General features: G+C 72.5%; 21 protein-coding genes. 4 read left to right on the plus strand and 17 right to left on the minus strand.

What is annotated here, in order from left to right; all coding sequences use genetic code 11:
• Positions 1–63 precede the first annotated feature (63 nt).
• Positions 64–474: a DUF5319 domain-containing protein gene (locus tag KZJ41_RS19115; RefSeq protein WP_006934975.1), complete on the plus strand. Its 411-nt coding sequence runs from the start codon at positions 64–66 to the stop codon at positions 472–474.
• A 67-nt stretch (positions 475–541) separates the two neighbouring features.
• Here KZJ41_RS19115 and KZJ41_RS19120 read toward each other — a convergent pair whose 3' ends face one another.
• The 3 genes from KZJ41_RS19120 to KZJ41_RS19130 all read right to left on the minus strand — a co-directional run bounded on the left by KZJ41_RS19120 (position 542) and on the right by KZJ41_RS19130 (position 3,165).
• On the minus strand, positions 542–1,630 hold the full coding sequence (locus KZJ41_RS19120) for an anti-sigma-D factor RsdA (RefSeq protein ID WP_043802547.1): 1,089 nt from the start codon (positions 1,628–1,630) through the stop codon (positions 542–544).
• Positions 1,623–2,201 carry a sigma-70 family RNA polymerase sigma factor gene (locus KZJ41_RS19125; RefSeq protein WP_029544787.1) on the minus strand — a complete coding sequence of 193 codons (579 nt, stop codon included), beginning with the start codon at positions 2,199–2,201 and terminating at the stop codon, positions 1,623–1,625. Before KZJ41_RS19125 ends, KZJ41_RS19120 begins: the two co-directional genes overlap by 8 nt.
• Before the next feature lie 121 nt (positions 2,202–2,322).
• The gene (locus KZJ41_RS19130; RefSeq protein ID WP_006940032.1) at positions 2,323–3,165 is read right to left on the minus strand and encodes a hypothetical protein; all 843 of its coding nucleotides are present in this window, start codon (positions 3,163–3,165) and stop codon (positions 2,323–2,325) included.
• 523 nt (positions 3,166–3,688) lie between these two features.
• Between KZJ41_RS19130 and KZJ41_RS19135 the strand changes: the two genes are divergently transcribed.
• The gene (locus KZJ41_RS19135) at positions 3,689–3,982 is read left to right on the plus strand and encodes a WhiB family transcriptional regulator (RefSeq protein ID WP_029544792.1); all 294 of its coding nucleotides are present in this window, start codon (positions 3,689–3,691) and stop codon (positions 3,980–3,982) included.
• 106 nt (positions 3,983–4,088) lie between these two features.
• On the opposite strand, the gene groL is transcribed toward KZJ41_RS19135, so the two are convergent.
• Positions 4,089–5,705 carry a chaperonin GroEL gene (gene groL / locus KZJ41_RS19140; RefSeq protein WP_006940029.1) on the minus strand — a complete coding sequence of 539 codons (1,617 nt, stop codon included), beginning with the start codon at positions 5,703–5,705 and terminating at the stop codon, positions 4,089–4,091.
• An 86-nt stretch (positions 5,706–5,791) separates the two neighbouring features.
• Positions 5,792–6,094, minus strand: coding sequence for a co-chaperone GroES (groES, locus tag KZJ41_RS19145; protein ID WP_003938034.1), 303 nt, complete (start codon positions 6,092–6,094; stop codon positions 5,792–5,794).
• Between the two features lie 697 nt (positions 6,095–6,791).
• On the opposite strand from groES, the gene KZJ41_RS19150 reads away from it, so the two are divergent.
• A complete protein-coding gene (locus KZJ41_RS19150) occupies positions 6,792–8,309 on the plus strand; it encodes an Hsp70 family protein (RefSeq protein ID WP_029544794.1) in 1,518 nt (505 codons plus the stop codon).
• Positions 8,310–8,340: 31 nt separating this feature from the next.
• Here KZJ41_RS19150 and tsaD read toward each other — a convergent pair whose 3' ends face one another.
• The 8 genes from tsaD to glmS are packed head-to-tail and all read right to left on the minus strand — an operon-like array spanning position 8,341 to position 16,709.
• Entirely contained in the window at positions 8,341–9,381 is a 1,041-nt protein-coding gene (gene tsaD / locus KZJ41_RS19155; RefSeq protein WP_006940025.1) for a tRNA (adenosine(37)-N6)-threonylcarbamoyltransferase complex transferase subunit TsaD, read from the minus strand.
• A complete protein-coding gene (rimI, locus tag KZJ41_RS19160; protein WP_006940023.1) occupies positions 9,378–9,872 on the minus strand; it encodes a ribosomal protein S18-alanine N-acetyltransferase in 495 nt (164 codons plus the stop codon). The genes tsaD and rimI overlap by 4 nt, the downstream gene beginning before the upstream one ends.
• The gene (tsaB, locus tag KZJ41_RS19165) at positions 9,869–10,543 is read right to left on the minus strand and encodes a tRNA (adenosine(37)-N6)-threonylcarbamoyltransferase complex dimerization subunit type 1 TsaB (RefSeq protein WP_029544796.1); all 675 of its coding nucleotides are present in this window, start codon (positions 10,541–10,543) and stop codon (positions 9,869–9,871) included. The genes rimI and tsaB overlap by 4 nt, the downstream gene beginning before the upstream one ends.
• 30 nt (positions 10,544–10,573) lie before the next feature.
• Positions 10,574–11,059, minus strand: coding sequence for a tRNA (adenosine(37)-N6)-threonylcarbamoyltransferase complex ATPase subunit type 1 TsaE (tsaE, locus tag KZJ41_RS19170; RefSeq protein ID WP_006940019.1), 486 nt, complete (start codon positions 11,057–11,059; stop codon positions 10,574–10,576).
• Positions 11,052–12,110 (minus strand): alpha/beta fold hydrolase, encoded by a 1,059-nt coding sequence (locus KZJ41_RS19175; protein ID WP_029544798.1) that lies wholly within the window; start codon positions 12,108–12,110, stop codon positions 11,052–11,054. The genes tsaE and KZJ41_RS19175 overlap by 8 nt, the downstream gene beginning before the upstream one ends.
• The gene (alr, locus tag KZJ41_RS19180; RefSeq protein ID WP_029544801.1) at positions 12,107–13,291 is read right to left on the minus strand and encodes an alanine racemase; all 1,185 of its coding nucleotides are present in this window, start codon (positions 13,289–13,291) and stop codon (positions 12,107–12,109) included. The genes KZJ41_RS19175 and alr overlap by 4 nt, the downstream gene beginning before the upstream one ends.
• Positions 13,292–13,350: 59 nt before the next feature.
• Positions 13,351–14,823, minus strand: a complete 1,473-nt coding sequence (locus KZJ41_RS19185) for an NAD(P)H-hydrate dehydratase (RefSeq protein WP_251549420.1) — start codon at positions 14,821–14,823, stop codon at positions 13,351–13,353.
• A 20-nt stretch (positions 14,824–14,843) separates the two neighbouring features.
• Positions 14,844–16,709: a glutamine--fructose-6-phosphate transaminase (isomerizing) gene (glmS, locus tag KZJ41_RS19190; protein ID WP_029544805.1), complete on the minus strand. Its 1,866-nt coding sequence runs from the start codon at positions 16,707–16,709 to the stop codon at positions 14,844–14,846.
• Between the two features lie 97 nt (positions 16,710–16,806).
• On the opposite strand from glmS, the gene KZJ41_RS19195 reads away from it, so the two are divergent.
• Entirely contained in the window at positions 16,807–17,652 is an 846-nt protein-coding gene (locus tag KZJ41_RS19195; protein ID WP_006934933.1) for a dienelactone hydrolase family protein, read from the plus strand.
• Here KZJ41_RS19195 and KZJ41_RS19200 read toward each other — a convergent pair.
• The 4 genes from KZJ41_RS19200 to glmM all read right to left on the minus strand — a co-directional run bounded on the left by KZJ41_RS19200 (position 17,625) and on the right by glmM (position 20,863).
• Positions 17,625–17,795, minus strand: coding sequence for a hypothetical protein (locus tag KZJ41_RS19200; protein WP_006934931.1), 171 nt, complete (start codon positions 17,793–17,795; stop codon positions 17,625–17,627). The two genes, KZJ41_RS19195 and KZJ41_RS19200, sit on opposite strands and share 28 nt — an antisense overlap.
• Complete coding sequence (locus KZJ41_RS19205; RefSeq protein WP_203330107.1) at positions 17,792–19,051, minus strand: hypothetical protein; 1,260 nt, start codon at positions 19,049–19,051, stop codon at positions 17,792–17,794. The genes KZJ41_RS19200 and KZJ41_RS19205 overlap by 4 nt, the downstream gene beginning before the upstream one ends.
• A 13-nt stretch (positions 19,052–19,064) precedes the next feature.
• On the minus strand, positions 19,065–19,391 hold the full coding sequence (locus KZJ41_RS19210; protein ID WP_006934927.1) for a hypothetical protein: 327 nt from the start codon (positions 19,389–19,391) through the stop codon (positions 19,065–19,067).
• A 134-nt stretch (positions 19,392–19,525) separates the two neighbouring features.
• Complete coding sequence (gene glmM, locus KZJ41_RS19215) at positions 19,526–20,863, minus strand: phosphoglucosamine mutase (protein ID WP_006934924.1); 1,338 nt, start codon at positions 20,861–20,863, stop codon at positions 19,526–19,528.
• Positions 20,864–21,003: the final 140 nt, after the last annotated feature.

The following is a 21,003-nucleotide window of genomic DNA, read 5'->3' on the forward strand; positions in this document are numbered from 1 at the left end:
CCCGCGGGAAGTCCACGGTGTGACGGCTGGCGCAGACCCCGTCGGACTGCGTACCGTGGAGTCGTGCGTGATCAGTTGCCTCCCGGTCTGCCACCGGACCCATTCGCTGGAGATCCCGACGATCCGTCCGCCGCACTGGACGCGATCGAGCCGGGTCAGCCACTCGACCCTGCCGAACGGCTGGCCGTCGAGGAGGATCTCGCCGACCTCGCGGTCTACGAAGCGCTGCTGTCGCCGCGCGGCATCCGCGGTCTGGTGGTGTGCTGCGAGGACTGCCACCAGGACCACTACCACGACTGGGACATGCTGCGGGCGAACCTGCTGCAGCTGCTCGTCGACGGTACGGTCCGGCCGCACGAGCCGGCCTACGATCCCTCCCCCGACGCCTACGTGACGTGGGACTACTGCCGCGGCTACGCGGACGCCTCGATGAACGAGGCGCTGCCGGTCGACCCATACGGCCTCGACTCCTAGAAGAAGCCTCCGCACGACGGGAAGGGCCCGCCGGGACGAATGTCCTGGCGGGCCCTTCCCGTCGTGCCTACGGCGAAGGCGGGGGAACGACGGTGGAGGGCGGGGGAACGACCGTGGAAGGCGGGGGAACGACGGTGATCGTCTGGCTGATCGACTGCTGTTCGAGTGAACTCGACGGCGCCGGCGCCGAGGCCGACGCGGTCGTCGTCGGCGAGGCCGTCGGCACGGTGGTCGGCTCCGTCGTCACCGGAGCGCTCGTCGGTCCGGTTGTCGGCTCTGTCGTGACCGGCAGCGGTTCCTGGGTGGGCACCGGCTGCGACGACGTCGGCGGCGGCAGGAGATCGACGCTGGGCTCCTCGGTGGACGTCGGCGGCACGGTTCCCGTCCCGGGCGTCGTGCCGGCGATCGTGGGATCCACCGTCGACGGGGTGGTCGCAGTGGTCGGCACCGGCGCGGGAACCACCGGCGCCGACTGGGCCGGGGGGATGGGCAGCACGGGCGGGGGCGGCGGCGGAAGGAGCTGGCTCAGCTCGGTGGTGAGCCGCTGCATCCAGTCGCCCAGCTGGTCCCGCTGGCCGGCGTCGGTGACCGACCCGGAACGCTCCTGTGCCGACTGGAGCAGTTCCTGGGCGCCTTCGGTGTCGCCGACGGCGAGCCGCTGCTCGGCCTCCTGCAGTGTCGAGGCGGTGTCGATCCGGGCGACCGTCGACTCTGCCTGCTCGCTGAAGACGACCTGCTTGACGCTCCACAGCGGGTCGCCGGGTTCGGCCTGGTAGGAGACGGCGGTCGCGCCGCCCACGGCGATGGCGATCAGGGCGGCGGCACCGGCGATGGGACGGATCAGGCGAAGCTGGGTGCGGGAGCGGGACCGGCGCTCGGCGAGCGCGTCGCGGGCACCGATCTCTCGGTTGACCGCGGCGACGATCTCGTCCAGGTCCGGTTCGGAAGGAAGAGGGTCGGCGAGGATCTCGGCACGCCAGCCCGCGAGGAGCGTGGCCAGCTCGTATTCCTCGGTCGTCTCGGTGGGCACCGGTCCGTCCCCGGAGATCGCGTCGATGAGGGCATCGTCACGGCGCACTGCCGCAATGTCCACGGGGGTGCCGTCGTCGGCGAGATCGGCGAAGAAATCGTCATCCGCGCCGTGCTTCCTACCCATTTCTCTCACCTGCTCTCGTCACTTCCTTCTTCAGTCGGGCGATGGCACGGTGCTGCGCCACTCGAATGGCCCCTGCCGTACTTCCCACCGCTGCTGCCGTTTCTTCCGCGGACAGGCCCATCACGAGCCGCAGGATCAAGATCTCCCGCTGCTTCTCCGGAAGCGTGCCCAGCAGCTTCTTCATCTGCCGGCTCGTCTCCGAGTTGAGTGCCTGCTCCTCCGGACTGTCGTCCAGCGACATCGACTCGGGTACCTCCGCGACCGGGTCCGCCCGGTTGCGGGCGGCGCTGCGGTGCGCGTCGGCGACCTTGTGTGCCGCGATCCCGTACACGAATGCCATGAAGGGGCGTCCCTGGTCCTGATACCGCGGCAACGCCGTCATCACGGCCAGGCACACCTCCTGCGCTACGTCGTCCGCGGAGAGCTGGCCACGCTCCGCGGATCCGACCCGCGCCCGGCAGTACCGGACGACCAAGGGCCGGATGGTCCTCAGAACCTGAGCGAGAGCCGTCCGATCCCCCTGCGCAGCCGCAGCGACAGCGGAGTCCAACTCCTCACCCATGACAGTCATCGATTGCGCAAGTCCTGGCGTTACAAAGTGACACGACCCCCCGGCCGGGTGTGCTTCCACTCGCAGTGGAACACCCCCAGACTAACGACACGACCGGACGGAACGGACGCACGGATGACTTCTAGGCCCGGATCGTTGCGAATCTCCCGCCGCGCCGGACGATGAGGGCGGCCGACTCGTCGCGCACGCGCCGGGCCGCATCACCGCCCCCCAGTCCGTCCCACAGCATCGAAGCAGCCCAGCGGAGCGGGACCAGACCGTGCGCGGTGCTGCGATCGAGCACGTCCAGGCACAGGTCGCGGGCGGGGGTCGGATCGGACTCGCCGGTCCACGAGGCGGCCTGCAACAGGTCGGACTTGATCAGGTGCCGGACCGAACCGCTGCGCTCGGCACCTGCCGCTGCGGCAGCGGAATGACGGCGGGCGGTGGCGAAGTCCCCGGAGGCGAGCGCGGTCTCGGCGGTGACCCAGTGCAGGCGCACGCGCTGGCGCCGGAACGCCTCGGGGTGGACGCCCCCCGCTTCGTCGAGACGTGCGGCGCAGCGGTCCAGCAGCCGGGCGGCGAGCCGGAGCCGGCCGCACCCGAGCGCGTCCGCCGCCAGGCCCGTGAGGGCGTCGCAGTGAGCCTCGACGGCCCACGGGCAGTCCGCCGGCGCGCCGGCGAGCGCCGCGACCGCCCGGCCGTCGAGGACGGATGCCTCACGATGCCGGCCGAGCTGACGCAACAGCGACGCCTCGGTGCTCGTCGCGAGGGACGCGAGCGCTCCGCCGGGGCCCGTGGCGCGGCGGAGCCGGGTCAGTTCCGCCCGGGCCGCGCTGTAGCGGCCCTGCCCGCCCAGCGCGACGGCCCGGTGCCACGACGCGACGGGATCGCCGGTGAGGGGCAGGGGGAACAGGCCGGGCCGGGCGCCGAATGCCGCCGAGGCGAGTGCGGACGCGTCGGACGGAAGGGCGATGTCGGGCACGCGCTCATGATCGCACCGCATCTCCCCCTCCCGACGCGGAGGTGGTCCGCATTCCGGGAAATATGCACCGGGGGCGCATGAATTACTCCGCACGACACTTGTGCTGCATCCGGTTGAACATTGGGTTTACGGCCTGTTAATTGCGGACATGGCGCCTGTACGCAAACCCGCGCACGCCGGGCCCGCCGACCCCGGCATTCTTGCCCCCGAGGCCCGGACGGGTGCCCTTCCGCGCCGACTGCAGGGCATATAGTCCCTGATCCGGGCTGTTCCGGGCACCGGACGGAGCCTCGAGCGGTCGAGGCGCACAACATCAAGACACAATCACGAATCGACCCCGATGTAAATATTTCGGTGGTTAATTCTCGCGGATCGGGATATGGAAATTGCCACTCCGCGAAACTGTTGACTCCATTTCGGCGGCCCCTTTACGGTTACGAAGCCTGAATAATTGCTTTGGGGGGAAAGACCTTCCGCCCACGGTCCGCTCGCCCCAGGCGAGCACGCTGCAAAGGAGTGCCCCATGCCTGCACCGAACCACTTGCCCGGACCCAACGCGGACGTCTGGGATTGGCAGATGCACGGACTGTGCCGTGGGGTGGACTCCTCGATGTTCTTCCACCCGGACGGGGAGCGTGGCCGGGCCAGGGCGCAGCGCGAGAGCCGGGCCAAGGAGATGTGCCGGCAGTGCCCGGTGATCGTGCAGTGCCGGGAACACGCTCTGGCCGTGTCCGAGCCGTACGGCATCTGGGGCGGCATGTCCGAGACGGAGCGGGAGATGTACGCGCGGCACCGACGACGGAGGGTCGCGGTCTGACCGGCCGCGACCCCCGGGACGACGAAGCCCCGCACGGGAAGTTCCGTGCGGGGCTTCGTGCCACCCGGGCCACCGTTACGCGCGGCCGGCCCGGGCGTTCGGATCCCTAGTGCGCGTGGCCGTGGCCGTGACCGGCCTCGGCCTCCTCCTCCGGCTTCTCGACGACCGCGCTCTCGGTGGTCAGCACCATCCGTGCCACCGAGGAGGCGTTGACGACCGCGGACCGGGTCACCTTCACCGGGTCCACGACACCGTCGGCGATCAGGTCGCCGTAGGTGAGGGTGGCCGCGTTGAAGCCGGATCCGGCCGGAGCCTCGCCGACCTTGTTCACCACGACCGCCCCGTCGAGGCCGGCGTTGCTGGCGATCCAGTACAGCGGGGCCGTGAGGGCCGCGCGCAGCACGGCGACACCGGTGGCCTCGTCGCCCGAGAGCGAGTTCTCGAGCGCGTCCAGCTCACGGGCGGCCTGCACCAGCGCCGAACCGCCGCCGGGCACGATGCCCTCCTCGACCGCTGCCTTGGCCGCGTTGACGGCGTCCTCGACACGGAACTTGCGCTCCTTGAGGTCGGTCTCGGTGGCAGCGCCGACCTTGATCACCGCGATGCCGCCGGAGAGCTTGGCGAGCCGCTCCTCGAGCTTCTCGCGATCCCAGTCGGAATCGGTGGCCTCGATCTCGCGGCGCAGCTGCGCGACGCGGTTCTGGATGTCCTCCTGCGTGCCGGCACCGTCCACGATGGTGGTGCTGTCCTTGGTGACCACCACGCGTCGGGCCGAACCGAGCAGGTCGAGACCGGCATCCTTCAGGGTCAACCCGATGTCGGCGTTGATGACGGTGCCGGCGGTGACGACGGCGAGATCGTCGAGGAACGCCTTGCGGCGGTCACCGAAGAACGGCGCCTTGACCGCGACGGCCTTGAGGGTCTTGCGGATGGAGTTGACCACCAGGGTGGACAGCACCTCGCCCTCGACGTCCTCGGCGATGATCAGGACCGGCTTGCCGTTCTCGGCGATCTTCTCGAGCAGCGGCAGGAAGTCGGGCAGGGAGCCGATCTTGTCGCGGTAGATCAGGATGACGGCATCCTCGAGCACCGCCTGCTGTGCGTCGATGTCGGTGATGAAGTACGGCGAGAGGAAACCCTTGTCGAACTGGACGCCCTCGGTGACGACAAGCTCGGTCTGCAGCGTCGAGGACTCCTCGACGGTGACGACGCCGTCCTTGCCGACGGTGCTCAGGGCCTCGCCGACCATGGTGCCGATCTCCTCGTCGCGCGAGGAGACGGTGGCGACCTGGGCGATGGCTTCCTTGCCCTCGACCGGGGTGGCGGCGGCGAGGAGCGCCTCCGACACCTTCTCGGCGGCCTGGGCGATGCCGCTGCCGAGCGCGATGGGGTTGGCGCCGGCCGCGACGTTCTTCAGGCCGGCCTTGATGATGGCCTGAGCGAGCACCGTGGCGGTGGTGGTGCCGTCACCGGCGACATCGTTGGTCTTGGTGGCAACGCTCTTGACCAGCTGGGCGCCGAGGTTCTCGAACGGGTCCTCCAGCTCGATCTCCCGGGCGATGCTGACACCGTCGTTGGTGACGGTCGGACCGCCGAACGCCTTGGCGAGCACCACGTGCCGCCCACGCGGGCCGAGGGTGACCTTGACGGCGTCGGCGAGCTGATCGACGCCACGCTCGAGTGCCCGCCGCGCGGTCTCGTTGAACTCGATTTGCTTGGACATGTTCTCCGACTACTCCTGGAACGAAGGATCCGGAACGGATTCCGCCCCGGGTCCGAGACGGAACTCCGGGGCGGAATGCGTGCGGCTTACTTGGCGACGACGGCCAGCACGTCGCGAGCCGACAGGATCAGGTACTCCTGGCCGGCGTACTTGATCTCGGTTCCGCCGTACTTGCTGTAGATGACGACGTCGCCTTCCTTGACATCGAGGGGGATGCGCTTCTCACCCTCGTCGTCCCAGCGGCCGGGGCCGACGGCGACGACGGTGCCCTCCTGGGGCTTCTCCTTCGCCGTGTCCGGGATGACCAGGCCGGAGGCAGTCGTCGTCTCGGCCTCGTTGGCCTGGACGAGGATCTTGTCCTCGAGCGGCTTGATGTTCACGCTCGCCACGATGAGCCCTCCACTTTCAGGGGTTCGATGGTCCGAGGCCTCTTGTCGTCCTCGGACAGGGTTTGTTCAGTCACCACGGTGACTCCGCGCGCAGTCCCGTCGTCGCGGGTGCCGGAACTCGCTCGGCGTCGACTAGCACTCTATACACGCGAGTGCCAGCGCTCAAGGGCAGCGGGTGCTGAATGTCCCCGTGTCGCCCCGGGCGCCCCATGCTGCCATCGAAGGCCCCTCGGCCCCGGGCGGCCCTCCGGTCGACCGCGCCCGCCCGGCAACGACGGCCGGAGGCCGGCCCCCGTCCGCCCATGAGCCGGGCCCGTCCGCAACCGAGGAGACCGAATCGTGACCATTCGTATCCGGGAGATGCCCGGTCGGCCACCCCGCCGGGCAGCGGTCCCCTCACAGCCCACTCCCCCGCCACTGTGCTCGCCCTGCGAGCCGGAAGAACGCCTCCGAGCTGGCACAACAGCGGAGCTGCCGGACTCGGCCCGCCTCCGCCACCGACGTCCGGCGGCCTGTCCACGGGCGGGGTAGCCGGGCCTGCGGCGCGGCCGGAAGGACGGGGATCGCCGGTTTTCGACGAGCGCTCGCGGCCACCCGTCTGTTACGTTCGGATAACGGAGACCGAACGCGTGACCATTCGGTGACATTGCGGCCTCGTCCGCGTCACTGTCCGCCGGTCACGCACGGGAGGGGAACTATGCGCACGTCGCTGGGGATTTCCACCGGCGCTTCCGGAGTGGGCTCAGCCCTCGTCGTCGAGGGGTCCGGGGATCGCACCACCGAGTACCGATTTCTCGCCGCCGATCCCGACGCAGCCGGGGATCTGGGCGACCTCGTCATCGATGCCCTCTCCCTCATGAGCACCCAGATCGACGGCCACGCCGTCCCCGACGCCGTGGCGGTGGCCTACCGCACGCCCGAGCACGCGGAGGCGATCCGCTCCGCGGCGGTGCGCGACGGCCACATCGTCCACCTGGTTCCGGAGACGACCGCCGTCTTCGCCTACCTGCACGGCACCGGCCTCGTCGACACCGCCGACACCCTCGCCGTCGCCGACCTCGGGGCATCGGGATTCACCGTCTCCGTTTTCGACCGACGGTCCGGATCGGTGCTGCGCTCGGCCCGGACCGGGGACGTCGGGGGCGACGCCGTCCGTGGCCGCGTCTACGACCACGTGCGCCGCCAGATCGGCCGCACCCGCGGCCGCATTCCGATCGACACCGCCCTGTTGACGGTGCGCTGCCAGGGCGCCCTCGAGGCCCTCGGCTCCGCGTCGGCCACCAGGGTCGAACTCGGTGACGCCGGCCCCGCGGTGCCCCTGACCCGCGCCGAACTCGACGAGATGGTGGCCGATCTCGCCGACACCGCCGCGGCGTTCACGCGACGGATCTGCGGCGGCACCGAGCCGCGGCCGCAGATGCTCGCCCTCGTCGGCGGCGCCGCGGCCATGCCGGCTCTCGCCGGAGCCGTGACCTCCGCGTTCGCGGGGACCGCCGTGACGGTGCCGGAACCGGCCACGGCAGCGGCCCACGGTGCCGCGCTGCTCGCCGCGTCGTCACGCCTCGCGTCGTATCCGCCGGTGGGCGCCTCGGCGCCGACGCCGAGCACCCCCGGGGGCAAGGTATCCGGCGCACTCGCCGGGGCGCTGGTCGTCGGTGCGCTCGTCGCCGGCTACGCGACCGACCGGATCGCGTCCGACGACACGCCCGTCTCCCCCGCCGGCACCAGCGACCAGGCCACCACCCAGCCTGCGGCGGCGGTTCCCGACACCGGACACACGCAGATCCCCTCCGAGGATCCTCACGCCACCGTCACCACGACGGCTCCGGACAACGGTTACGCACGCACGCCCGCGCCGGACCCCTACCCCACCGGGTCGCTACCCCCGACGAGCACCTCGGCGACGACCACGCCGCCCAGCACGCCGGAGTCGACCACCACCGACCGGCCCGAGTCGCCCCCGGAGGCCCCGGGCACCGACCGGCCGTGGCAGTTCCCGGGAACCCTGCCGAGCGTTTCGTTGCCGACCGTCCCGCTGCCGACACCGCCCGGTACGACACCGCCCGAGAGCACGACACCGAGCCCGACGACGTCCGCGCCGACGACCGAGTCCGCACCCGCCGAGACGACGACCGACACCTCCTCGACCGCCGCCCCGGCGGAGGGAACGACGAGTTCGTCCCCGTTGCGCATCGAACCGTCGCCGGTCGGCTGAGCCGCACCGGCCGATCCCCCGCAGCGGACGGTCAGGCCGGCACCTGGGCGATCTCGACCGGCAGCCCGGGGTCGGTCCCGACGGTGAGCGCGGACGGCTGCGCACCTCCGGCGATCAGGTGCGCCCCCAGCGCCGCGATCATCACCCCGTTGTCGGTGCACAACCGCGGCCGCGGCACCCGCAGCGTGATCCCCGCGGCGGCGCAGCGCTCCTCGGCGAGTTCCCGCAAGCGGGAATTGGCGGTGGCCCCACCCCCGAGGACCAGGGTGTCCACGCCCACATCCTGCGCGGCCCGCACCGCCTTCATCGTCAGCACGTCGGCCACCGACTCCTGGAAACCGGCCGCCACGTCCGCGAGCGGGACGGGCTCGCCGGCGCGCTCACGCGCCTCGACGAACCGCGCGACGGCCGTCTTGAGCCCGGAGAAGGAGAAGTCGTGCCGGGCGTCGCGCGGCCCCGTCATCCCCCGCGGGAACACCACCGCGGTGCGGTCGCCGTCCTGCGCGGCCCGGTCCAGCGCCGGACCGCCCGGAAAACCCAGCCCGAGCAAACGCGCCACCTTGTCGAAGGCCTCCCCGGCCGCGTCGTCGACCGTGGTGCCGAGCTCGACGATCGGCGTGCGGCCGAGGTCCTCGACGTGTAGCAGGTGCGTGTGCCCGCCGGAGACCAGCAGCGCCACGCACGGCGGCATCGGCCCGTGCTCGATCGTGTCCACCGCGACGTGCCCGCCGAGGTGGTTGATCGCGTAGAACGGCACGTCCCACGCCGCCGCGTAGGCCTTGGCTGCGGCGACACCGACGAGCAGCGCACCGGCGAGGCCGGGACCGATCGTCACGCACACGGCGTCGGGCTTGGCGATCCCGGCCGCGGCGAGCGCCCGTCGCATGGTCGGGACGATCGCCTCGAGGTGTGCGCGGGACGCGATCTCCGGGACGACGCCGCCGAACCGGGCGTGTTCGTCGACGCTGGAGGCCACCTCGTCGGCGAGCAGTTCGAGGGTGCCGTCGCCGACCCACCGGACGATGCCGACGCCCGTCTCGTCGCACGAGCTCTCGATGCCCATCACGATCACGACTGTGACTCCTTCCGCCGGTCCGGCCGGCACATGGTGTACGCGTCGGCGCCGCTCGGCTGGTAGTACCGCTTTCTGGTCCCGACGATCTCGAAACCCTCCCGGCGGTACAGCGCGATCGCCGCGTCGTTGTCGGTGCGCACCTCCAGGAACACGGGGCCGCCCCAGGCGTCGGCCGCCCGCAACAGCTCGGCGAGCAGCGCGCCACCGACGCCGCGGCGCCGCTGCTGCGGGTCCACACCGATGGTGTGGACCTCGGACTCCGGATGGATTCCGGTGCCGAGACGGGCGAGACCGGCGTAGCCGATCAGCCGGCCTTCGTCGTCGCGGGCGGCGACGTAGTGGTTCTGCGGCGCCGCCAGCTCGGCGCGGAAGGCGCCGGCGCTCCACGGGTCGTCGCCGGGGAACAGGATCCGTTCCAGCTCGGCGCACCGTGCGACGTCGGACGGCTGCAGCGCGTCGACGAGGGGAAGCGGGTCGTGGGGGCTCATTTCTTCTTCCGGTCCGCCGTCTCCACCGCATCGGGCCGGCGCAGGTAGAGGGGCACCAGGGGCTCGGGCTCCACCCCGGCGAGCAGGTCCGCGACGGCGACGGCGACCAGGCCCGCCGGAGACGGTGTGGCCACCGGATGTGCGGGCAGCGCGAACAGGTCGGTGTGCGGGCGGGACCCGGCGATCCGCAGCGACGGCTCCGCCTTCAGCTCCGCCGGCTTGCACACGCCCGGCCCCTCGACGCGGTGGCCACCGGAGTACCGCGCCCAGTACACCTCGCGGCGACGGGCGTCGGTGACGACGAGCAGATCACCGTCGCCGTCCGTGCCGTGGACGTCGGCCGCGATCGCGTCGAGGCTGCACACGCCGTGCACCGGCACGCCGAGGGCGTCGCCGAAGGCCGCGGCGGTCGCCATACCGACACGCAGGCCCGTGAACGGGCCGGGGCCGACACCGACGACGACGGCGTCGAGGTCGGCCGGCGTGTGGCCGGTGGACGACAGGCAGTCGAGGATCTGCGGAGTCAGCACCTCGGCGTGGGCGCGTGGATTGTCCGTGACCCGCACGGCCAACGTCTCGATGTCGACGCCCCCGCGTTCACCGCCGTCGTCTACCCGGACGAGACCTGCGGTGACAGCGGGGGTGGCGGTATCCACGGCGAGAACGAGCACGAGTATCCAGAGTACCGCCGAGCGCGACGGTCACCCCACCCAGGACCAGGTGGCGGTGCGCACGTCCGAGTCCGGTTCGCGGCGCAGCCGCACCCGCAGGTGCCGCTCGGTCAGTGTCTCGACCAGCCCCTCACCCCATTCCACGACGACCACGGCGGCGGTCAGGTCGGTGTCGAGGTCCAGGGCATCGAGTTCGTCGAGGGCGTTCGGACCGTCCCCGAGGCGGTAGGCGTCGACGTGGATCATCCCCACGGGTTCGCCACCGGCGCGATCGCCGGGGCGATGCTCGCGCGCGATGACGAAGGTCGGCGAGGTGACCCGGCCCTGCACCCCCAGGCCCGCGGCGATTCCGCGGGTCAGGGCGGTCTTCCCGGCACCGAGCGGACCGTCCAGGACGACGAGATCACCCGCGTGCAGTTCGCGTGCCAGGCGGCGGCCCAACGCCTCGGTGTCCTCGACCGTGGGCAGCTCGGCATACTGCTCGGTGCGTGTGCCGGTGGAGCGATCGTCACCCAATTGCGGCGCGCCTCCTGCCGGCGTCGTGGGCGAACCCGCGCTGGATGAGCCGGTCCAGCGCACCGACGACGACCTCGGGGAACTCGAGCTGGACCAGGTGCCCGGCCCCGCGGACCCGCTTGAGCTCGACGTCCGGCAACGCCGCCGCGAGCTCTTCGGAGCCGGAGAACGGGATGATCATGTCGGCGTCCCCGCACAGCACCAGCACGGGCACCTGTCCGAGCACCGGCAACGCCGCCGACTCGTCGTGCAGTTCGAGGGTGCGCAGGAAGTTCACGATGGTCAGCACCGAGGTTTCCGCCAGCATCCGGTCGGAGAACTCCACCAGCTTCGGGCTGACCACCGTCCCGTAGGACGCGGCGCGCAGGATCGGCGCGATGATCGCCTTGGCGGCCCCACGGGCGTACTGCACGAACCCCGGCGCGGTGCGGGCCAGATGCCGGAACGCGTCGATCACCGGGTTCTCGAGGTTACGGCCGATGCCGGTCTTGGTCAGCCCGGCGGCGGTGGTGGCGAGCAGGCCCACCCCGACGATGCGTTCGTCGAACAACTCCGGGCGCTGGGCGGCCAGGGCGATGGTCGTCATCCCGCCCATCGAGTGCCCGACCACGACCACCGGGCCGGTGGGGACGACGGTGTCGATGACGGTGCCCAGATCGCGGCCGAGCTGAGCGATGGTGCAGGACTTCGACGTCGACACGGCGGATTCCCCGTGGCCGCGCTGGTCGTAGAAGACCATCCGCACGTCCTTGCCCCACCGCTCCTGCAGGTGGCGCATCTGCAGATGCCAGGACTGCATGCGCAGGCAGTACCCGTGCACGAACACGATCGTCAGCGGCGCCAGGGCCGAACCCACCTCCCGGACGGCGAGGTCGACGCCGTCCTCGGTACGCACGGTGCGCTTGGGCAGCGCGAGCATCGCGTCGAAGTCTTCCTCGCCGTAGATCTCGTGCGCGGGCAGGCCCGCGGTGCGCACCGCGTACAGCCCCGCGTTCGAGCCGAGCGTGGCCAGGCTCGCACCCAACAGCCCCAAACTGCCCAACAGCGTCATCGCTGCTCGCCTCCTCCGCCACCGACGTAGGTGCGGACGGTGCGCCCGCCCACGCCGGTGACCACCTCGTAATTGATGGTGTCCAGTAGGTCGGCCCAGTCCTGCGCGGCGGGCTCGCCATGGCTACCGTCACCGAAGAAGAACGCGGTATCGCCTTCTTTTACTCCGTCCCCGTCCGGTCCGAGATCGACCACGACCTGGTCCATGCACACGCGGCCGAGCTGCGGTCGGCGGCGTCCGCCGAGCTGCACCTCGAACCGGCCGCTGAGATTACGCCGGATTCCGTCGGCGTATCCCATCGGCAGCAGGGCCACGGTGGTGTCGGCGGGCGCCACCCAGCGATGCCCGTAGGACACTCCGGACCCTGCAGTCACCTTCTTCACCAGCGCCACCCTCGTTCGCAACGTCATCGCGGGCCGGAACCCGAAGTCCCCGACCTCGGGGATCGGGGACAACCCGTACATCGCTATACCCGGTCTGACCATGTCAAAACGCAGGTCGGGGCGGGTAACGGTCGCTGCCGAGTTCGACAGGTGCACCACCTCGGGCTTCATGCCGTGGCGGCTCAGGTCGGCGACGGCCTCGCGCAGCCGGTCCCGCTGGCAGTCGATCTCGGGGTGGTCGAGTTCGTCCGCGTGTGCGAGATGGGAGAAGGCGCCGCGCAGCCGGATCGCCCCCTCCGCCCGGGCCCGGCCCAGATCCCGCAGGAACGCCGGCCACTCGTCCCGTGCCACGCCGTTGCGGTTGAGGCCGGTGTCGATCTTCGCGGTGAGCACCGCGGTCACACCCGTCTCCCGAGCCGCGGCGACGATCGACGCGAGATGCCGCGTCGACGACACCCCCAGCTCGACGCCGGCGGCGATGGCGGGGGCGAAGTCGGCGTCGACGGTGTGCAGCCACGACAGCACGGGCGCGTCGATCCCCGCGCGGCGCAGCTCGAGCGCCTCGGTCAGGGTCGTCACCCCCAGCTCCCGCGCGCCGGCGGCGAGCGCGGCCCGGGCCACCGGGACGGCACCGTGGTTGTACGCGTCGGCCTTGACCACGGCCATCACCGCCGCCTCCCCTGCGTACTCCCGCAGCCGCCGCACGTTCTCGGCCACGGCGTCGAGGTCGATCAGCGCCTCGGCCTGCGGCAGGTCGTGGTGGAGGTGGTTGCGGGGTCGGGGTTCGGCCGTGGTCATGAATCTCGATCCTGCCACTGCGGACGAAGTGGCCCGCAGCACGGTGGCAGGTGTCGGGATCACGATTCGGCCATGCCCCGCAGGCTCCGCACCGCCGCGGGCACCCGATCCAGGATCGCGCTCGCCGAAGTGGGGGCGGCCCAACCGGGTTCACCGCCGCGAGCGGCGAGATCGCGACCGCCGCGCGCGGCGAGATCCGCGGCGGTGGAGTGGGCGCGCGCGCCCGCCGCGGCCGCGAGATCCGGGGCCATCCCCGCGGACATCAGTGCCCCGATCATCCCGGACAGCACGTCGCCCGCGCCGGCGGTGGCCGCCCACGACCCGCCCGCCTCGTTGACGAACACGTGCCCGTCCGGGTTCGCGATCAGCGTCGACCGGCCCTTGAGCAGTACGTGCACCCGCCAGTCGGCGGCCAGTGCCCGCACCGCCGCCACCCGGTCCGGCTCGGGCCGGCGTCCGGTGAGCCGCGCGAACTCCCCGGCATGCGGTGTCAGCAGGGTCGGAGCCCGCCGGCCGCGGACCAGGTCCGGCTGCCGCGACAGCAGCGTCAGCCCGTCGGCGTCGACGAGGACGGGAAGATCGGTGGCCAGCACGTCGCGCAACGTGTCGGCCGCCTGGTGATCGGTGCCGCCGCCCGGCCCGATCACCCATGCCTGGACGCGGCCCGCCTCGGCGAACGACGGCGCGGCCACCACCTCGGGGAACCGGGCCAGCACGACGGGGGCGGCGCTGCCGGCGTAGCGGACCATGCCGGACGTCGCGGCCACCGCTGCGCCGGCGCAGAGCACGCCGGCGCCCGGGAACCGGGCGCTGCCCGCGACGATGCCCACGACGCCCTGGCTGTACTTGTCGTCGTCGGCGCCCGGGACCGGCCAGATTGCTCCGATCTCGGCGGGCTCGGCCGCCACCATGCACGGCGGCGGCAGCTCGAGACCGATGTCGACGAGCTCGACCCGCCCGCACCGGGTGGGCGCGAGGGCGTGGACCGGCTTGTAGGCGCCGAATGTGACGGTCACGGCCGCGGTCACGGCCGGCCCGTCGACGGCGCCGGTGTCCGGGTCGACGCCGCTCGGGGTGTCCACGGCCACGATCGGGGCGGTGATCTGCTCGACCACCGCGGCCGCGGCCGGGCGCAGCGGGCCCCGGCCGGAGATGCCGACAACGCCGTCGAGCACGAGGTCCGGGTCACCGATCCGGTCCGGATCCGCCGGTACGGCGCGCCCGCCGGCGGCGCGCAGCGCCGCCAGTCCCGCCCGGTGCGCCCGCTCGGGGTCGAGGAGCAGCGCCGTGACCGCGACCCCGCGGCGGCGCAGGAACGCGCCCGCCCACAGGGCGTCGCCGCCGTTGTCGCCCGATCCGACGAGCAGGGTCACGCGACGACCGGCGACGGCGCCGGTGCGCGAGCGCAGTTCCGCCGCCGCGACCCGGGCGAGCCCGAACGCGGCGCGGCGCATCAGGGTGCCCTCGGGCAGGGCGGCGAGCAGCGGCGCCTCCGCCGCCCGCACCTGCTCGCACGGGTAGTAGCTGCGCATCGGGCCTCCCGCCGGGGTCGCTATTCCACCGTCACGGACTTGGCGAGGTTGCGTGGCTTGTCGACGTCGTAGCCGCGCGCCTGGGCGACCTCGGCGGCGAAGACCTGCAGCGGCACGGTCGACAGCAGCGGCTGCAGCAACGTCGGCGCGGCGGGGATCTCGATGAGGTGGTCGGCGAACGGCCGCACCGCCTCGTCGCCCTCCTCCGCGATCACCACGGTGCGGGCACCGCGGGCCTGGATCTCCCGGATGTTGCTCAGCAGCTTCGAGTGCAGCACCGCCCGGCCCTTCGGCGACGGCATCACCACGATCACCGGCAGCCCGTCCTCGATCAGCGCGATCGGACCGTGCTTGAGCTCGCCGGCGGCGAAGCCCTCGGCGTGCATGTACGCCAGCTCCTTGAGCTTGAGCGCACCCTCGAGCGCCACCGGATACCCCACGTGCCGGCCCAGGAACAGCACCGTCGACGACGCCGCCAGCTCCCGCGCCAGGCGCCGCACCGGCTCGACCGTCTCGAGCACCCGCGCGATCAGGTGCGGCATCGCGGCCAGATCGGCGTACTCGCGGGCCACCTCGTCCGGGTACTTGGTGCCGCGGGCCTGCGCCAGCGCCAACCCCACCAGGTAGTTCGCGGCGACCTGCGCCAGGAACGCCTTGGTCGAGGCCACCCCGATCTCCGGGCCGGCCCGGGTGTAGAGCACCGCGTCGGCCTCCCGGGGGATCTGCGCGCCGTTGGTGTTGCACACCGCCAGCACCCGTGCCTTCTGATCCTTCGCGTGCCGCACCGCCTCGAGGGTGTCGGCGGTTTCCCCGGACTGCGAGATCGCCACCACCAGCGTCGACCGGTCCAGCACCGGATCCCGGTACCGGAACTCGCTGGCGAGCTCGACCTCCACCGGCAACCGCGTCCAGTGCTCGATCGCGTACTTGGCCACCAGACCCGAGTGGTAGGCGCTGCCACACGCGACGACGAACACCTTGTCCACGTCGCGCAGCTCCTGATCCGACAGCCGCTGCTCGTCGAGCACGATGCGGCCCCCGGCGAAGTGCCCGAGCAGCGTGTCGGCCACCGCGGCGGGCTGCTCCTCGATCTCCTTGAGCATGAAGTAGTCGTGGCCGCCCTTCTCGGCGGCCGCCAGATCCCAGTCGATCTCGAACGGGCGGGTCACCACGTCGGTGCCGCCGTCGAAATCGGACACCTGATACCCGTCGGCGGTGATCACCACCACCTGGTCCTGGCCCAGCTCCACCGCGTGCCGGGTGTGCTCGATGAACGCGGCCACGTCCGAGGCCACGAACGTCTCGCCGTCGCCGACCCCGACGACCAGCGGCGTCGACCGGCGCGCCGCGACGATCGTGTCCGGATGGTCGGCATGGGTGAACACCAGCGTGAAGGCCCCCTCGAGCCGGCGCAGCACCGACAGCGCACTGGCCTCGAAGTCCCCCGCGGTCGGCCCGTCCGCATACGCCCGGGCCACCAGATGCACCGCCACCTCGGTGTCGGTGTCGCTGGCGAACTCCACCCCGGCCTTCTCGAGCTCCACCCGCAGCGGCGCGAAGTTCTCGATGATGCCGTTGTGCACCACCGCCACCTTCCCCGACCCGTCCCGGTGCGGATGCGCATTGCGGTCGGTGGGACGACCGTGCGTGGCCCACCGGGTGTGCCCCATGCCGGTGGTGCCGGCGAAGTGCTCCACCCCCACCTCGTCGAGCTCGGCCTCGAGATTGGCCAGCCGGCCCGCCTTGCGCTCGACGGCCAGGCCGCCCGCACCGTCCAGGACCGCCACACCGGCCGAGTCGTAGCCCCGGTACTCCATCCGCCGCAGTGCCTCCACCACGACATCGAGAGCCGGGCGATGCCCGACGTACCCCACGATTCCGCACATGGTTAGCAGGGTACTGGTCCGCGACCCGCCGGTAACAACTCGTCCACGTCCCGGCGGGTGGCACGCTCGAAGCTGATCATCGGCTAACGTTCACGCCGTGGCGGCGAAACCGAAATCCCTGGCCCAGCGGCTCTCGAAGCGCGGACCGCACACGGTGCTGCGCGGCAACCTCGCTCTCGCAGGTCAGCCGGGCATCGTCTACACCCCCGCCGAGGGCTTCGGCCTGCCCGCCGTCGCGTTCGGCCACGGCTGGATGACCGGTCTCGACAAGTACTCGGCGCTGTTCGAACACCTCGCCTCGTGGGGCATCGTCGTGGCCGCCCCGAGCACCGAACGCGGGCCGATCCCGTCGCACCTGGGCCTGGCCGCCGACCTCGGCACCACCCTCGACATCTGCGTGGGCGTGCGCCTGGGCACCGGACGGATCAGCGTGCACCCCGACCGTCTCGGCCTGATCGGCCACGGCATGGGCGCGGGAGCTGCGGTACTTGCGGCGTCCCGGCGCGACGTGGCCGCCGTCGCCGCGCTCTACCCGGCCCCGACGTCGCCGCCGGCCTCGGTCCTGGCCGCGCGTGTGCACGCGCCCGGGCTCGTGCTCGCCGCCGAGAAGGACCTCGGCTCGATGGGCAGTGATGCCGTCGCCGTCGCCCAGGCCTGGGGCGGCGAGATGCTGATGCGGTCCGTCCACAAGGCCACCGACGACGGCATGATCGAGGGCCGCCGCCTGCTCGCCTTCCTCGGCGTCGGCGGCGCCCAGCGCAACACCCAGAAGGTCACCCGCGCGCTGCTCACCGGATATCTGCTGTACCGGCTCGCCGGCGACAAGACCTACGCGCCGTTCGCCGACCCCGAGGCCGAGCTTCCCGGCTCGGAGGTGCTCACCGAGCCCGACGCGATCGACCGCGAGCTCGGCACTCAGATCAACCAGCTGCTCGGGCGATAGAACTCCTCTTCGACGGCCGGCGCCGGCCCGCGCGTCGCGCCGGCGGCGAGTTCACGGGGTTCCCGGAGGCGCCGCAGGTTCTCGAGCCGGCGCTCGACCGCGTCCCGGTGCTCGGCGACGATGTGTTCGAACCGTCCGGTCACAGCGGCCCCGCCTCCGCCAGGACCACGCCGTCGGCAGGCTCCTCCTCGGGGCCCGCTTCGACGCTCTCACCAGCAGGTTCCGCCGACGCGGGCCGCCGCGCGGGGGTGTCCGCCCGCGTGCCGGGCATCCCGGCCGGCGCGGGACCGAGCGCTCCGCCGTCACCTGGTTCGTCCGGTCGCCGCGGCTCGTCGGGCGGTGTGGGCGGCGTGTCGTCGCCCACACCGGCGCCGGGTGTGTCGGGGTCCGTTCCCGTCCCTCCGGCGGCGGGGGCCGGGGTCTCGGGGGCGGGTGTGCGCGACGGCGGGTGTGCCGGATCCGGCGGCGGCGACGACAGCGGACGCTCCGGCTGCGGTTGCGGCGGGCCGGCCGGCTCGACGGCCTCGGAAACCTCTTCCACCACGGTCGTGGCCAGACCGAGGACCGCGCCTGTGAGTTCGCCCACGGCCGTCGCCAGCCGCAGCCCCGCGGCCACCAGGTCCGTCGCCGCCCCACACGGCGACCACGGATCGGTCACCGGAGCCACGCTCCGCGGGCCGGGATCCGGCGGCGCCAGCGTCGCGGCGAGTTCGGCGAGTACCGCCCGCACCGCTCGGTCGGTGTCGTCGCACAGGTCGAGGAACGACTCGACGGCCGTCTCCACCCCGGGCCGGAACACCTCGTCGCGCCACCGCCCGCACCATTGCGTGACAGCCGCGCGTTCGGGGGCCGGGCCCAGCGCCGAATCCCAGGCGGCGAGCTGGGCTGTCGTCGGGCCGTCGCCGCCCGCGGCGCCGGCCAGAATCGCGTCGATCTCCTCGACGGTGCGCCCGCCGACGGTCGTGTCGGCGAACTCGGCGGCCGCCCGGGACTTCTCCTCGACGATCGCGAGCACCGCGGCCGCCGCGTCGGTCAGCGCGCGACGTGCGGCGCCGAGCCGTGCCTGCAGGTCCTCGCCGACCGCCACATGACGGTCGAGCGCGTCGGCCGCACCCACCGCCCCGCCTCCGGTCCAGGCCGCCGCCAAGGCGTCGACGTAGGAGCGCTGCCGCGCGACCTCGGCACCCAGGGCACCCTCGAGCCGGGCGAACACGTCGGCGTCCGCGAGCAGGACGGCCGGATCCGTGCCGCGCTGCTCGTCGTAGCGTTCCCGCAACTGCGCACAGGACGGCAGGCCGGGGGCGCAGCGCTCGGCGCGGGGAAGATGCTCGGCGAAGAAGCGCAACCCGACGCGGCCCCCGTCGAGCACCAGGTCGAGCCGCTGCCCGCCCCCGGTCACCGGCCTCCTCCGGTCACCGGTGCCCCGTCGGCGGCAGGTCGACGGCCCGCAGGACCGACTCGGACTCCCGCTCCAGCCACGCGTACCCCCCGGCCGCGCGCCGCAGCGCCTCCGCGCGGGCGGCCGTCGCCGCCGACCACTCCGCGACCGCCCGATGCAGCCCGTCGTAGCGCGCTCGCACGACCTCGGCCTCGGACCGGTAGCGGTCGCCGGCCGCGTCCGGACCGAAGCCGACGGCGCGGCACGCACGCGCATGCCAGTCGATCTCGGCGGCCGAGTCCGCCAGGCCCTCGGCGATCACCCGGACCGCCGCACCGTCGAGCCCCACCCCGTCACGCACCGCGCCGCCCCCTCCCTCGTCCCCCCAGGTGGTTCGACGCAGCGGGAGGCGGATCGGTTCCCCGGCGGGGCAGAGCCGACAGATGGAGGCCGACAGATGGAGGCCGACAGATGGAGGCCGTCGGATCGGTGCCGTCAGACGGAGGCGACCGCTCCCGCGAGACGATCGGCGAGAGCACGGGCCACCGCGTCGTCGGCGGCCTCGACCATCACCCGGACCAGTTGTTCGGTGCCCGACGGACGCAGCAGCACCCGCCCGGTCTCCCCCAGTTCCCGCTCCACGGCGGCAACGGCGTCCGCGACGACGGAAGCCTTGGCCACCGCGGCCTTGTCCGACACGGGCACGTTCACCAGCACCTGCGGCAGGGTGCGCATGACCGCGGCGAGCTCCGCGAGGGGCGAAGCGGTCGCGACCATCCGTTCCATGAGGCGCAGGCCGGTGAGCACCCCGTCGCCGGTGGTTCCCAGGGCCGGCAGCACGATGTGGCCGGACTGTTCGCCGCCGAGGCTGAACGAGCCGCGGCGCAGCTCCTCGAGCACGTATCGGTCGCCGACGCCGGCGGTCACGACCGTGATCCCGGCCTCGCGCATCGCCAGGTGCAGGCCGAGGTTGCTCATCACAGTGGCGACGAGCGTGTCGGCGTGCAGCTCGCCGGCCTCGCGCATCCCGAGGGCGAGGATCGCCATGATCGCGTCGCCGTCCACCACGGTGCCCGTCGCATCGACCGCGAGGCACCGGTCGGCGTCGCCGTCGTGCGCGAGACCGAGGTCGGCGCCGTGCTCGACGACCGCGGCCCGGAGGCCGTCGAGATGCGTCGAACCGCAGCCGTCGTTGATGTTGAGCCCGTCCGGGTCGGCGTGCAGCGCGACGACCGTGGCCCCGGCCGCGGCGTACGCGGCCGGCCCGACGCGCGACGCAGCGCCGTTGGCGCAGTCCACCACGACCGTCAGGCCCGTCAGCGGCATGCGCACCGCCGTCGCGAGGTGGGCGAGGTAGCGGTCGGCGGCGTCGTCGGCGGTCCGCACCCGGCCGATGCCCGCGCCGGTGGGGCGGGCGACCCCGCCCGCACCGTGCAGCATGGCCTCGATACGGTCCTCGACGGCGTCGTCGAGCTTGTGACCGCCGGCCGCGAAGATCTTGATGCCGTTGTCCGGCATGGGGTTGTGCGACGCGGAGATCATCACGCCGAGGTCGGCGTCGTAGGCCCCGGTCAGGAACGCGACAGCCGGGGTGGGCAGCACCCCGACGGACAACACGTCGACGCCGGCCGCGGTCAGGCCCGCGGTCACGGCGGCCTCGAGCATCTCCCCGCTGGCACGGGGGTCGCGGCCCACCACCGCGACGGGGCGCCGGCCCTCGGCACCGCCTGCCAGCACGGTCGCGGCCGCCCCGGCGAGCCGTACCGCCAGTTCGACCGTGAGCTCGGCGTTCGCCAAGCCTCGCACGCCATCGGTGCCGAACATCCGACCCATCGAGCAAAGTCCTCCACGTCGAGAAATGCGGTCTCCGCCGTCCGCGGGCGCCGCCTGCTGTCGCAAAAAGTACGTCAATGCACGAGAGCAGGCGTCCGGTAGGGAATTCTCTACCGGCGCCTGCTCTCGTGGTCGAACAG

The sequence above is a fragment of the Rhodococcus sp. 11-3 genome, assembly GCF_023704055.1.
Lineage (GTDB): Bacteria > Actinomycetota > Actinomycetes > Mycobacteriales > Mycobacteriaceae > Rhodococcus > Rhodococcus aetherivorans.

Bases quoted from the DNA above. Each gene is read 5' to 3' on its own strand.
- KZJ41_RS19120 (WP_043802547.1), bottom strand. From the start codon at position 1,630: ATGGGTAGGAAGCACGGCGCGGATGACGATTTCTTCGCCGATCTCGCC.
- KZJ41_RS19125 (WP_029544787.1), bottom strand. From the start codon at position 2,201: ATGACTGTCATGGGTGAGGAGTTGGACTCCGCTGTCGCTGCGGCTGCG.
- KZJ41_RS19135 (WP_029544792.1), top strand. From the start codon at position 3,689: ATGCCTGCACCGAACCACTTGCCCGGACCCAACGCGGACGTCTGGGAT.
- groL (WP_006940029.1), bottom strand. From the start codon at position 5,705: ATGTCCAAGCAAATCGAGTTCAACGAGACCGCGCGGCGGGCACTCGAG.
- KZJ41_RS19150 (WP_029544794.1), top strand. From the start codon at position 6,792: ATGCGCACGTCGCTGGGGATTTCCACCGGCGCTTCCGGAGTGGGCTCA.
- rimI (WP_006940023.1), bottom strand. From the start codon at position 9,872: ATGAGCCCCCACGACCCGCTTCCCCTCGTCGACGCGCTGCAGCCGTCC.
- KZJ41_RS19175 (WP_029544798.1), bottom strand. From the start codon at position 12,110: ATGACGCTGTTGGGCAGTTTGGGGCTGTTGGGTGCGAGCCTGGCCACG.
- alr (WP_029544801.1), bottom strand. From the start codon at position 13,291: ATGACCACGGCCGAACCCCGACCCCGCAACCACCTCCACCACGACCTG.
- KZJ41_RS19185 (WP_251549420.1), bottom strand. From the start codon at position 14,823: ATGCGCAGCTACTACCCGTGCGAGCAGGTGCGGGCGGCGGAGGCGCCG.
- glmS (WP_029544805.1), bottom strand. From the start codon at position 16,709: ATGTGCGGAATCGTGGGGTACGTCGGGCATCGCCCGGCTCTCGATGTC.
- glmM (WP_006934924.1), bottom strand. From the start codon at position 20,863: ATGGGTCGGATGTTCGGCACCGATGGCGTGCGAGGCTTGGCGAACGCC.